Here is a 12,949-nt window from a genome sequence, read left to right as displayed (position 1 = left end):
GGAACGATGCCGGGACACGCGGTGTCCAAGCCGCGATGAGCCCTTCCCTCTTCCGAATCGTCAGCCTCCTGGGCGTCCTCGTCGCGCTGGGCGCGCAGGCCAAGGACCGCGTCGCCACGGCGCGCCAGGGCCGCATGAAGGACGTCACCGCCCTCTTCGCCGCGGCGAAGACCCCGTGGCCCACCGAGCAGCTCTACGTGCGGGCCTTCAAGCACGAGCGCGAGCTGGAGGTCTGGGCGGGTCCGAAGGACGGGCCCCTGGTGAAGGTGCGGACCTATCCCTTCTGCGCCGCGTCCGGCGAGCTCGGCCCCAAGCGGAGGCAGGGAGACCTGCAGGTCCCCGAGGGCTTCTACACCATCGACCTCTTCAACCCGGTGAGCAGCTACCACCTGTCCATGCGGGTCAGCTATCCGAACGCGGCGGACAAGCACCACAAGACGCCCGGTGTCTCGCTCGGCGGCGACATCTACGTGCACGGGGACTGCGTGAGCATCGGGTGCATCGCCATCGAGGACGGCCCCATCGAGGAGCTGTACCTGATGGCCCTCGACACGCGCGCGCACACGAAGCGGGACCCGATCATCCACATCTTCCCGCGCAGGCTCGACGCGGCGGGGATGACGGCGCTGGAGGCCCAGGCGGGGACGGACGCGAAGCTCCTCGCCCTCTGGCGGAGCCTCGCGCCCGCGTATACCGGGTTCGAGGAGAGCCGGCGGGTGCCGCGCACGAGCATCGACACGAAGACGGGCGAGTACCGCGTGGCGCCCGCCCCGAAGCCGCGCGCCGCGGGCCGCTGACGCCTACGGGTACAAGAAGCCCGCGGCCTGGGCATCCAAGCGGCTCAGCACCAGATCGCCCGCGATGCGTCCGCACCCGGGATAGTGCATCACCGAGGCCGGGTCAGGGTCCGTCAGCGGGCATGTGTTGGCCTGCCCCGGACACGTGGCGCTCGGCTCGTGCAGGAAGCCCAGCACGTGTCCCAACTCGTGCCGCAGCAGGCCCGCCAGCGTGTACGGCGCGATGGAGCCGAAGGCCGTGGTGTCGATGAGGACGTTGCGCGCCGAGCGAGCCGCGTTCGGGAAGAACGCCCGCGCGTAGTAGGCCGCGCCGTTGACGGGACGGACATCGAAGATGACCCCTGCCTGCGAGGCCGTGCACGCGCCGTCGAAGCTGGACGCGTGGATGAAGTCCACGTTGGCCGCCGCCTCCCACGCGGCCGCCGCCTGGTTCAACGCGTTCACCACCACCGCGTGCCTCGCACCGAACGCCGTGCTGACGCAGTAGCGCAGGTCGCGCGCCTCGGAGGGCGTCCACTTGACGATGACACCCTCGGGACAGCCCACCACGAGGCCCGGCCCCTCCGAAGGCTCCAGGTACGCCCGGAGCGCCGACGCGCCATCGAAGGCCAGGTCACCCTCGACGACGTACACCTCCGAGTCGGGCTCCCGGTACGCCTCGAGCCGCTGACTGGAGACCGTCGCTGTCTCCTCCGGCTCGGCTCCGGCGCACGACGTGACGAGGACCGCACCGCCTAGCAGCAGCACTCCCGTGAAGCAGATGGCACGCATGGACTCCCCCCTTCGAGGGAGACACTAGCCCATCCGGGGACGCGGGCGCGGCCCGCGCTACTTGCCGCGCACCAGCACGATGTCCACGCGGCGGTTCAGCTCACGGCCGCGAGGAATCAGGTTGGGCGCCTTGGGACGGGTGTCCCCCAGGCCCGCGGTCTCGATGCGCGTGGGATTCAGCCCCTCGCGCACCAGCGCGTCCGCCAGGGCCTTCGCACGCGCCTCGGAGAGCGCCTGCCGGGCCGTCGCGGGCGCCTCGCGGTTGTCCGTGTGCCCCTCCAGCCGCAGCTTCAGCGACTCGTCCCGCACCAGCATGTCCACCAGCAGCGCGATGTCACCCGTGGACCCCTTGCGCGGCGCGGCCTGCTTCTCCGCGAAGCGCGGCGGCTTGGGCAGCTCCACCCGCTCGTTCTTCACGCTGGCCTGCGCCGTCTTCTTCGCCGGCGCCTTCGTCAGCGTGAAGGACACCGTGGCCTCGCGCTCGCGGGTCACCTTCACCTGACGCGTCTGGGCCAGGAAGCCCTTGGAGAGCACGTCCACGGTGTACTCGCCCGGAGGCAGCATCACCGGCACGGGCTTCTTCGCGCTCTTCTCGAGGATGACCTGCTGCGGCGCGCCCTTGCCCCGGACATACGCCGTGGCCTCCACCGGCTTCTTGCCCGACAGCACCTTCAACAGCAGCTTGCCCGGCGCCACCGGCCCCAGCTCCGGCGTCGCCACGGGGGGCGGCGCCATCGCCAGCGGCTGGGTCGTGGGCGGCGGCGTCACCGGCGGAGGCGGCAGGGGCAGCGTCACCGGCGCCCGGGCCACCACGGCGGGCGTGCCCGCGTCCTCGACCAGCGAGGCGTCCGCGAGCTGCGCGGTCATCTCCGCCGACACGTCATGGTTGAGCTTCAGCTTGAGGCGGGGGTCCGGCGCGGTGGGGTTGATGCCGGGGAGCACCCGCACCTTCATGCGCAGCCCCTTCTGCGCCTGGAACGTGACGGACGCCGTCATCTTCCAGAGGAAGCCGCTCTCCTCGCTGAAGAGGTTCCACGTGTCGTTGTTGGTGTAGGTGACGCGCGACACCAGCGTGTACGAGCCCTCGTCCACCTTGAGCGCCGCGAGCCGGTGGACACCGGGGCCGCTGAGGACGTCCAGCCCGGGGACCGCCAGCGGCTGGCCATTGAGGATGAAGTCCACCTCGAGGAGCTTGTAGGCCCGCGCGCCGCCGGCGCCGGGCAGGCCCTCGTAGGTGATGACGATTTCGGGCGGAGGCGTCTTGACCAGCGCCTGGAGCTGACGGTCCAGGTCTTCGCGGGCGCGCTGCTCGACGGAGGAGGGCTCGGCCGCGCGCGCCGTGGCGCTCGCGAGAGCCAGGATGCCGAGCCACAGTACTTGGACGGAAGAGGAAGCCACGGGGGTCCACAGCATCGCACAACCTGGGCCCTCCGCGAGTTGTCAGCCGGGCAAGCTGACCACCAGACGACCGTCAGGCCCCCTCCCCTCCCAGACCGCGCTATCCTCACTCCATGTCCAAGGCCAGGCGCTACCGCTGCACCGCGTGCGAGCACATCTATGACCCCGCTCTGGGCGACCCCGACACCGGCATCCCCCCGGGGACGGCCTTCGAAGACCTCCCGGACGACTGGATGTGCCCGGATTGCATGTCTCCGAAGTCCTCCTTCGAACCCCTGGACGACTGAGCCACGGGGGGCTACTCCTCGGCGCCGGAGACTCCTCGAAAAGGCCGTGAGATGACCGACTTTCAGTTCCAGGAAATGCTTCCGCTGGGCAAGGACGAGACGCCCTACCGCCTGCTCACGAAGGACTACGTCACGCCCATCGAGGCCGCCGGGCGTTCCTTCATCCAGGTGGCGCCGGAGGCCATCTCCCTGTTGACGCGCGAGGCGATGCGCGACATCGCCCACCTGCTGCGTCCCGGGCACCTGGGCCAGCTCTCGAACATCCTGAAGGACCCCGAGGCGTCCTCGAATGATCGCTTCGTGGCGCTGGAGCTCCTGAAGAACGCGAACATCGCCGCTGGTGGCGTGCTGCCGTCCTGCCAGGACACGGGCACCGCCATCGTCATGGGCAAGAAGGGCCAGCACGTCCTCACGGACGGGCGCGACGAGGAGGCCATCTCCCGGGGCGTGTTCGACACGTACCGCACGTCCAACCTGCGCTACTCGCAGATGGCGCCGCTGGACATGTACAAGGAGGTCAACACCGGCAACAACCTGCCCGCGCAGATCGAGCTCTACGCGACGGCGGGTGACGCCTACAAGTTCCTGTTCATGGCCAAGGGTGGCGGCTCGGCGAACAAGAGCTACCTGTACCAGGAGACCAAGGCGGTCCTGAATCCGCAGAGCCTGCTGGCGTTCCTGGACGCGAAGATCCGCTCGCTGGGCACGGCGGCGTGTCCGCCGTACCACCTGGCCATCGTGGTGGGCGGCACGTCCGCGGAGTTCGCGCTGAAGACGGCGAAGTACGCCTCCGCGCGGTACCTGGACACGCTGCCCACGGAGGGCAACGCGCTGGGCCGGGGCTTCCGCGACGTGGAGCTGGAGCAGAAGGTGCTGGAGCTGACGCAGCGCATGGGCATCGGCGCGCAGTTCGGCGGCAAGTACTTCTGCCACGACGTGCGGGTCATCCGCCTGCCGCGTCATGGCGCCTCGTGTCCGGTGGCCATCGCGGTGTCGTGCTCGGCGGACCGGCAGATCCTCGGGAAGATCACGCGGGACGGCGTCTACCTGGAGCAGTTGGAGGCGGACCCGGCGAAGTACCTGCCGGAGACGACGGACTCGGACCTGGGCGGCGAGGTGGTGAAGCTGGACCTGAACCGGCCGATGAGCGAGCTGCGGGCGGAGCTGTCGCGCTACCCCATCAAGACGCGCCTGTCGCTGTCGGGGCCGATGGTGGTGGCGCGCGACATCGCGCACGCGAAGCTCAAGGAGCGGTTGGACCGGGGCGAGGGCATGCCGCAGTACCTGAAGGACCGGATGGTGTACTACGCGGGCCCGGCGAAGACGCCGGAGGGCTACGCGTCCGGCTCGTTCGGTCCGACGACGGCGGGTCGCATGGACGCGTACGTGGACCAGTTCCAGGCGGAGGGTGGCAGCTTCGTGATGCTGGCGAAGGGCAACCGCTCGCAGGCCGTCACGGATGCGTGCAAGAAGCACGGCGGCTTCTACCTGGGCTCCATCGGCGGTCCCGCGGCGCGACTGGCCAAGGACTGCATCACCAAGGTGGAGGTCCTCGAGTACGAGGAGCTGGGCATGGAGGCCGTGTGGAAGATCGAGGTCGTCGACTTCCCGGCGTTCATCGTGGTGGATGACAAGGGCAACGACTTCTTCGCCAACATCAACAAGCCCACGGCGAAGAAGGGCTGAGTCACATCGCGCCGGCGTCTGGCGGGTTCAACGTCAGACGTCCGGCAGCGAGGGCGACGCCGGCGCGGCCTTCTTCTTGGGGATGAGGTTGCGCCGGGGGCCCTTGAGGGCCACGCCGAGCAGCATGCTGGCGGGCAGCAACATGCCCAGGCCTTGCGTGAGGTTCTCCGGAGGACGCACCACGGCGCCCAACACCAGCGCGGAGAACAACAGACCACAGACGAGCCGAAGCAGGATGGGGCTCACGGAGCAAGACCTCGGGGACAGGAGTCCCCCAGCCTAAACATCCGCGAGCCCCTGTCCACCCGGCCCCGGCACGCCCTCACGTCCACACCCCACCGTCCAGGTCGGACCGTGGGGCATGGGAGCGCACTACCAGATCTTCACGCGCTTCTCGGGAGCGAGGTACGCGGCGTCGCCTTCCTTCACGCCGAACGCCTCGTAGAACTCCGTCATGTTCCGCAGCACGCCATTGACACGGTACTGCGGCGGCGAGTGCGGATCCGTCAACAGCATCTGGCGCATCGCATCGTCGCGGTACAGCCCGCGCCAGATCTGCCCCCAGCCGAGGAAGAAGCGCTGCGGGCCCGTGAAGCCGGCGATGGAGGGCGCCTCCTTGCCCTGCAGCGACAGCGTGTAGGCCTTGTACGCCACCGCCAGGCCGCTCAGGTCGCCGATGTTCTCGCCCAGCGTCAGCTCGCCGTTGACCTTCATGGCCTCCAGCGGGCTGAAGCCCGAGTACTGCTCCACCAGCACCGCCGTGCGCTGCTTGAAGCCCGCCTGGTCCTGCTCCGTCCACCAGTTGCGCAGGTTGCCGTCACCATCCGAGCGGCTGCCCTGGTCGTCGAAGCCGTGGCTGAACTCGTGGCCGATGACCGCGCCGATGGCGCCGTAGTTCGTCGCGTCGTCCGCATCCGGGTTGAAGAACGGCGGCTGGAGGATGGCGGCCGGGAAGACGATCTCGTTCATCGTGGAGCTGTAGTAGGCATTCACCGTCTGCGGCGTCATGCCCCACTCCTGACGGTCGATGGGCTTGCCCAGCTTGCTCACCATGTACGCGTGGTCGAACACCTCGCTGCGGCGCACGTTGGCCACCAGCTCCCCGGGGACGATCTTCAGGCGCGAGTAGTCACGCCACTTGTCCGGGTAGCCGATCTTCACGTTGAACTTGGACAGCTTCGCCTGGGCCTGCGCCTTCGTCTCGGCGCTCATCCAGTCCAGCCCGTCGATGCCCTGACGGAACGCCTCGCGCAGGTTCGCCACCAGCTCCTGCATCCGCTGCTTGGAGGCCGGCGAGAAGTGCCGCTCCACGTAGAGCTGGCCCACGGCCTCGCCCAGCGAGCCCTCCACCGCCGTCACCGCGCGCTTCCAACGCGGACGGTTCTCCTGCAGGCCCTGCAGCGTCTTGCCGTAGAACTCGAAGGACGCCTGCTCGAAGGCCGACGACAGCATCGGCGCGCGGCCGGACAGCACCTTGTACGTCAGGTACTGCTTGAGCACGGGCAGCGGCGTGGCCTCCACCGTCTGCGACAGCGCCTGGAGGAAGTCGGGCTGACGGACGATGACGCCGGGCGTCTTCTGCGCGCCGGTGGCCTTCAGGAAGCGCGCCCACGAGAAGCCGGGCGTCAGCGCGTCCAGCTCCTGGACCGTCTTCAGGTTGTAGGTGGCCTCGCGGTCCCGGTTCTTCACCCGGTCCCAGCTCTTCTCGGCCAGCTTCGCCTCGAGCGCGAAGATGTCCTCGGCCGCCTTCTTCGCGTCCTTCTCACCCGCCAGCGTGAGCAGCTTCTCGATGTACGTCAGGTACGCGGCGCGGATGTCGACGAAGCGCTGCTCCGTCTTCGTGTAGTAGTCGCGGTCCGGCAGCCCCAGGCCGCTCTGGCTGACCTGAGCGATGTAGCGCGTGGCCTGCTTCTGGTCCTGGCCCACGTACATGACGAACGGCGTCTGCAGGCCGTTGCGCTGCATCTCCGCGAACAGCTCCGGCAGGCCCGCCTTGCTCTTGAGCGCCTTGACGCGCGAGAGCTCCGAGGCGATGGGCTTGAGGCCCAGCTTCTCGATGCGCTCGGTGTCCATGAAGCTGTTGTAGAGGTCGCCCACCTTCTGCGGCGTGGAGCCCGCGGGGCGCTTCTTCGCGGCGGCGGCCTCCTCGATGATGGCGCGCATCGCCAGCTCGGACTTGTCCGCCAGCTCGATGAACGTGCCGTAGCGAGCGCGGTCCGCGGGGATGGGCGTGGTCTTCAGCCAGGTGCCGTTGACGAACTGGTAGAAGTCGTCCTGCGGCCGGACGGCGCGATCCAGGTTCTTCAGCTCCACGCCCAGCCGGCGCACGGCCTCCTCGGAGACCTCCTCGACGACGGGCGCCGCGGCGGGAGCCTCGGCCACGGCGGCGGGTGCCGCGGGAGCGGCGGCGGGGGCCTCGGCCACGGGAGGCGCTTCGGCGGCGGGCGCGGCCTCGACGGCCGGAGGCGTCTCGGCGGTGGGCGCGGGCTGGGGCGCGCTGGCGCAGCCAGTCAGAAGGAGGGTGCCGAGGGCGCTGCTGGCCCAGGCTCGGTGGGCAATGAACTTCTTGGGGCTCATGAGGCTCCGAGAGAATTGGGGGACGCCGGAATCTGCCGGACCCGAAGGGCCGGCGTCCATCCAGGCAGGCGGGAAAAACACACGGGCGGCCACCCTATTCCTCGGGTCGTGCCATCCGGGCCATTCCCCTCTTTCCTGGCTCTCCCGCAGGTCTCCGTGAGAGCAGACCAGCGAGCCCCTCGCGGGTCGCTCCGAGCGTGAGAGCCCGCGCGCGGACAGTGCTCCCGTGAGGCGACGCGTCGGGACGCGCCGACCTGAGCCCGTCGACGCATCCACGGCGTCCAGAGCGCCCCTCCACGACGGCGCCTGCCCCCGTGGCGGTCCGCCTCGAGGACAAGCACCAGGCACCGACGGCCCCGGACCCTAACCCGTCAGGAGGGTTCGCCGCCTTGTCCGCCACGGCGCACCTGGTCTCGACGCCCTCCGAGCCTTTCCGGTGAGCTCGCCCCTCGGTCCACCACGGCGACCAGGGTTCGCTGCCCACCGCCCCCATGACGACGAGCCCTCCACCAGGGCTCGCCTCGGGGTCGATGCGTCAGCGCTGCCCCATCACCGGAGCCGGCACGGGCGCGGGAGTCGCGGGCGCCGGCGTCGCGGGCGCGGCAGGAGCCGGCGTCACCGCGACGTCCTGGGACAGGGCATCCAGGTCGTGGAAGCCCTTCGAGGCCACGTCCCCACCGCGGAACACGGCCCAGCCCTGCAGGTTGCGCTGATAGGTCCGCGTCATCTGCCACAGCTGGAGGCCGCTGTTGGCGACGTAGAGGTACAGTGCGCGCTTCGGGTTCCACGGGTTGGGCAGCGCCATCGCGATGCCGTCATCCGGGCGGCCATAGGTCTTCCCCTGCCATCGGAAGAAGCGCCGCCCCAGTTCCACCGGGAGCTTCTTCTCCGAGGCCAGCCGGGCGAGCAGCGCGTTGTCCTCCGCTCCACCGAAGAGGACCAGGTCCCGGTCCGCGAGCTGCGCGTCCGTCACCTCGGCGTCCGGAGCGATGGGGACCAGCCGCTCGGTGAACACATCCGCGAGCACCTCGCGGTAGCCCAGCGCCAGCGTGCGCATGGACTCCGTCTGCCGCGCGGTGCCGTGCACCAGCAGCAGCCGCTCCCACGCGTCCGTCTGGTTGCCCAGCACCTGGAAGCGCTCACGCACCACGGGCACGTCGTTGCCCGCGTTGAACACCACGCGCACCGGCGCCTCCGCCGTCTTCAGGACGAAGGTCTCGTTCGCGGCGGCCTTCACCTCGATGCGCTCCAGCGTGGAGCCCTTCGCGGTGCGCACCTCCACCAGCGTGACGAAGTGCCAGGGCTTGGGGCCCGGCTGCTCCACCTTCAGCGTCACCTCGTAGCCGTCCTTCACCTGCGCCGCGCTCGCCTTGAAGCGAGGCTGCGGCAGGCCCGTGCGCTCCAGCCACTGACCGACGAAGGCGCTCACGTCCTTGCCCGATGCCTCCTGCGCCAGACGCTTGAAGTCCGCGGTGGTGATGTCCTTGTTCGCGTACTTCGCGTGCACGGCGTTCATCACCTTGCTGAAGCCCTCGTTGCCCACGAGCAGGCGGAGCTGGTGCAGCGCGAAGGTGCCCTTGACCCGAGGCACCAGGTACGTGCCGTAGCGCCCGTACTCCGTCTTCGCGGTGGCCGGCGCGACATCCGCCTCGCGCGAGGTGGTGAAGAGGAAGCGGTCATTGAGGTCCGCGAGCACGTCGCGCTGCGCCTCGAACGCCTTGTCCTGCTTGCCCTCCTGCCCGGAGACGTCCTTGAGCAGCTTCCAGTACGCGGCGGTGCCGCTGACCAGCCAGTTCTCGCCATCCGTCGCGGGGAAGAGCGTGTTGGACCACAGGAGCTTTTCGTCGAAGCCGACGGCGTCCTTCACGCGGGAGAAGTCACGCTTGAGGGCCTGCGGCTCCTCGGGCGCCTTCCACGTCTTCTGCGCCTGCTTGAGCTTCGCGGAGACGTAGAGCGGGCTGAACGTCGTGTAGCCCAGGGACAGGTGCGGTGTGGCGCCGGGCAGGTCCGGCATGAAGCGGCTGCCGATCATCTTCTCGCGCAGCGTCGTCTTCCCGTAGTGGGCCAGGAACATCATCTTCTCGGCCATCTCGGACGTGGTGATCTTCCCGTCGCACGCGTGGGGCCGGTTGATGGGGCTGGAGGCCAGCATGCGGATGGCCGAGTCCAGGTCGAAGCCCTTCTTGCCATGCTGCTGGTAGTACTCCCAGAAGGCGATGTCGCGGTTCCACGTGTTGAAGGCCAGGTCCGCGGGGGCGTTGTCCGGGTTGGAGACGGACTCCTTGCGGACCTCCAGGTCGCGGTTGTTGTTGTTCGCCCAGATGAAGTCCTTGAGGTTGCCCGGCGTGTCGGCGGCGTTGCCCTTGCTGCCGGTGCGCCACAGGCGCGTCTTCTTCGTGCCGAGCAACAGGCACGCGCCCTCGTCCGTCTTCGTGTCCGCGAGCGTCCAGTCGTTGGTGTACAGACCGTTGTTCTGGTCCTTCATGATGCGCGCGACGTCGTCGATGGAGGACGCGTACTGCGCGGCCTTGCGGATGCGGTTGCTCTGCGGCGTGCCGTTCGGGTCGAACGGCGTCTGGCCCACCGTCGTCTCGCCGATGACGATGCCCGCGGCGTTGATGAACCAGTCCGCGCCGCTGTGGATGCCGCCCGGGAAGGTCTGCATCACGAAGCGGTGGCCGCGCGTGGGCTGCACGTCCAGCACCACGTCCCAGTGGACGCCGGTGTAGCCGTTCCACATGAAGATCTGCCCCATGATGGCGCGGCCATCCTTGGTGGCGGACCTGGTGGCGACGAAGGACGAGCAGTGGTCCCCCTTCCCTCCGCGCTCGGCCTCGTCCTCTGCCTTGAGGAAGGTGCGGCCGGACAGCGAGGTGGAGGTGGCGCGGTTGGCCTCCTCGAGCTGGCCCGCGTCCACGGCGGTGTTGAGCGTGACGATGTCGATGAGGTCCAGCGGGCGGTCCTTGAACTTCGCCCCGGCCTTGTTCGCGCCGTCCGCGATGCCCTTCATCTCCTCCAGGTACTCGGGGTCGAACTTGCGCAGGAAGAGCGAGTCCGCGAGCAGCCGCTGGTGGCTCCAGCCCTTCGCCGGGTCGGCCTTGTCCTTCTGGACGCCGAGCTTCTCCATGTAGCGGACGATCTCCTGCGGCACGAGCTCACCGAACTGGTGGCCGCGCTCGTACGGGTCGCCCTCGATGTGGACGTAGATCCACCCGCCGTCGTCGTAGCGGAAGCCCTTGCCCGCCCATCTCACGGACTCCAGCGGCACGTACGCGTTGATGTCCTCCACGGGCTCGACGCGCACGTCGTCGTACCAGACGGAGCCGGTGGCCTTGCCGTTGCGGCCCAGGTGGAGCTGCACGCGGTCCGTGGCCTGGGTGGCGAAGAAGACGACGGAGGCGCGGCCCCCCGCGTCCGCGCTGGTGGCGGGCGTGCAGTTGGTGAAGGGGAAGCTCTTCATCGAGACGCACGCGCCGTGGGGCGTGGGATAACGCGCGAGCGGGTCCGCCTGGACGCCCTGGGTGCGAACCCACGCGCTCAGCCGGTAGAGCTGGCCGACCTGGAGCTTCAGCTCGCCGGACTCGACGGTGGTCTCTCCGCCGCCCTGCGGGCTCTCGATGAGCAGGCCGCGCGAGCCCTCCGCCTTGCTCGCGCCGTTCGAGGACACCTTGCCCGAGCCCCGGGCCGTCCAGAACGCGGGCACGGACGAGGCGCCGCCCGCGGTCTCGAAGCCTCCGTTGGGGACGGTCGTGGAGTTGACGGGCGCGGCGGCCACGGCGGGGGCGGCCGTGAGCAGGCTCGTGGAGAGCACGAGCGCGCCGAGGAGCTTCGTCGTCGGACAGGAGTCGGTCATGGCGTTCCCATCCCGAGCCTGCGGGGGCTTGAAGCTCGGGGAGTCGGGGCGCATGACACTGCCGTGCGCCCCGAGCGTCAACCCTTCCCGTCCGCCGCCGCACATTGACGCGAGGCGCCTTCCCGCCCGCCGGATGTGCGCTGCCCTGCTCGCTTCAGCGCAGCAGGCGGCCCGACACGCCGAGCACGCTGCGCGCGGCCCGGCGCACGGCGTCCACGCGCCGGGAGTCCACCCAGGGCGGCTCCACGGGCGCGTCCCAGTTGAAGTCGCGCAGCCGGGGCAGGAAGCCCTGCTTCACGCAGCCCTCCAGGCTGAACACGTGCAGGTCGTGCGTCCACCGCACCGCCAGTCGCAGGTCTCTCGACAGCTCGGTCCAATCCAGCGGAGCTGACGCGAGCAGCCCCGGCAGCTCCACGCCGCCGCCCGTGCTGCCCACGGCGATGGAGGTGGAGCCGGGCGCGTAGCTCCACAGCAGCGCGGGGCCCTGGGGGCGCACGAAGCTGGTGTAGAGCATCAGCACCTCGCGGTCCGTGGGCACGTCGAGCATGCCCGCCACGCGGCGCAGGACGGAGGAGCGCGCCTGGCGCTCGTCGACGATGAAGGGGAACTGGTACGTGTCCACCTTGTGGCCATCCGCGCGGATGCGCTCGACGAGCGCGCGGTAGCCGGCCTTGGCGTCGCGCGAGCGGCCTCCGCGCAGGATGAGGCGCGACAGCATTCCCGGGAGGCTTCTCAGGGGCGCGCGGGCCCAGCGGCGCAGCTCCTCGATGTCGGGCTCGATGTCCAGGCCCACGCTCGCCCACTCGAGGTCGTGCTGGGAGGACCAGGTGCGGAAGGCCTCGTAGCGCGCGCGGGCCTGCACGAGGTTGCCGGCGTGGAACCAGTAGCCCTGCTCGGGAGGGAGCAGGAGCCACGCGGTGACGGGAATGCCCTCGCGGTTGAGGCGGCGGACCACCTGGGCGCGCTCGCCGGTCAGATCCACGAGCCCCAGGCTCACGCCCGCGCGCATCTCGCGCAGGTCCTCGAGGACGCCTTCAGTGTCGAACAGTTCGCCGAGCGGGCCCGGTGCCAGCTCACAGAAGAACGTCAGGAAGTGGGGTTTCATGGCAGCCTCGCGCCTCCTCACACGCGTACCCCATTAGGGGTGCACAAATCGGCGGAGAGCAACCATGGAATTCCATCGCGGCCGGATGTTCGACCACGTGCACCTGCGCACCCGTGACCTGGAGGCAAGTCGGCGGTTCTATCAGGCCATCCTGGGAGTGCTGGGCATCCCCATCGGCGCGCACGGGCCGGGGCACTTCTTCGCGGACGAGCTGTTCGTGTCGCCGGTGGACCCGGGCTCGACGAAGACCTCCAGCGTGCACCTGGCCTTCCAGGCGAAGGACCGCGAGACGGTGCACCGCATCTACGAGGCGGCGCTGGCGGCGGGCGGGAAGGACAACGGCGCGCCGGGTGAGCGGCCGTACCACCCGGGGTACTACGCGGCGTTCATGCTGGACCCGGATGGGAACAACATCGAGGCCGTGTTCCACGGTCCCTCGAAGCGCTCGGCCGATTCGGTGGTCGTCACGGCGTAG

At 69.6% G+C, this 12,949-nt stretch carries 10 protein-coding genes; 4 read left to right on the top strand and 6 right to left on the bottom strand.

The genetic code is table 11. The annotated features are described in order from the left end of the window. The first annotated feature begins 35 nt into the window (after positions 1 to 35). Positions 36 to 797 (top strand): murein L,D-transpeptidase family protein, encoded by a 762-nt coding sequence (locus K8640_RS35310; protein ID WP_223751102.1) that lies wholly within the window; start codon positions 36 to 38, stop codon positions 795 to 797. A gap of 3 nt (positions 798 to 800) precedes the next feature. Here K8640_RS35310 and K8640_RS35305 read toward each other — a convergent pair whose 3' ends face one another. Then, entirely contained in the window at positions 801 to 1,568 is a 768-nt protein-coding gene (locus tag K8640_RS35305) for a hypothetical protein (protein ID WP_223751101.1), read from the bottom strand. Positions 1,569 to 1,625: 57 nt separating this feature from the next. Next, positions 1,626 to 2,966, bottom strand: coding sequence for an OmpA family protein (locus K8640_RS35300; RefSeq protein WP_223751100.1), 1,341 nt, complete (start codon positions 2,964 to 2,966; stop codon positions 1,626 to 1,628). 113 nt (positions 2,967 to 3,079) lie between these two features. On the opposite strand from K8640_RS35300, the gene rd reads away from it, so the two are divergent. Next, positions 3,080 to 3,253 (top strand): rubredoxin, encoded by a 174-nt coding sequence (gene rd, locus K8640_RS35295; RefSeq protein WP_063789776.1) that lies wholly within the window; start codon positions 3,080 to 3,082, stop codon positions 3,251 to 3,253. Between the two features lie 51 nt (positions 3,254 to 3,304). After that, positions 3,305 to 4,939: a fumarate hydratase gene (locus K8640_RS35290; RefSeq protein WP_223751099.1), complete on the top strand. Its 1,635-nt coding sequence runs from the start codon at positions 3,305 to 3,307 to the stop codon at positions 4,937 to 4,939. A gap of 33 nt (positions 4,940 to 4,972) precedes the next feature. On the opposite strand, the gene K8640_RS35285 is transcribed toward K8640_RS35290, so the two are convergent. The 4 genes from K8640_RS35285 to K8640_RS35270 form a co-directional block, all read right to left on the bottom strand. Continuing rightward, positions 4,973 to 5,185: a hypothetical protein gene (locus tag K8640_RS35285; RefSeq protein ID WP_223751098.1), complete on the bottom strand. Its 213-nt coding sequence runs from the start codon at positions 5,183 to 5,185 to the stop codon at positions 4,973 to 4,975. Between the two features lie 126 nt (positions 5,186 to 5,311). Then, the gene (locus tag K8640_RS35280) at positions 5,312 to 7,516 is read right to left on the bottom strand and encodes a M13 family metallopeptidase (protein WP_223751097.1); all 2,205 of its coding nucleotides are present in this window, start codon (positions 7,514 to 7,516) and stop codon (positions 5,312 to 5,314) included. 535 nt (positions 7,517 to 8,051) lie between these two features. After that, the gene (locus tag K8640_RS35275) at positions 8,052 to 11,369 is read right to left on the bottom strand and encodes a C45 family autoproteolytic acyltransferase/hydolase (RefSeq protein WP_223751096.1); all 3,318 of its coding nucleotides are present in this window, start codon (positions 11,367 to 11,369) and stop codon (positions 8,052 to 8,054) included. A 154-nt stretch (positions 11,370 to 11,523) separates the two neighbouring features. Further along, positions 11,524 to 12,474, bottom strand: a complete 951-nt coding sequence (locus K8640_RS35270; protein ID WP_223751095.1) for a hypothetical protein — start codon at positions 12,472 to 12,474, stop codon at positions 11,524 to 11,526. A 64-nt stretch (positions 12,475 to 12,538) separates the two neighbouring features. Between K8640_RS35270 and K8640_RS35265 the strand changes: the two genes are divergently transcribed. Beyond that, entirely contained in the window at positions 12,539 to 12,949 is a 411-nt protein-coding gene (locus K8640_RS35265; protein WP_141330773.1) for a VOC family protein, read from the top strand.

The organism is Myxococcus sp. XM-1-1-1 (genome assembly GCF_020037095.1).
Lineage (GTDB): Bacteria > Myxococcota > Myxococcia > Myxococcales > Myxococcaceae > Myxococcus > Myxococcus fulvus.
Note: the sequence above shows the minus strand (reverse complement) of the source record. Positions and strands in the feature narration are given on the sequence as shown.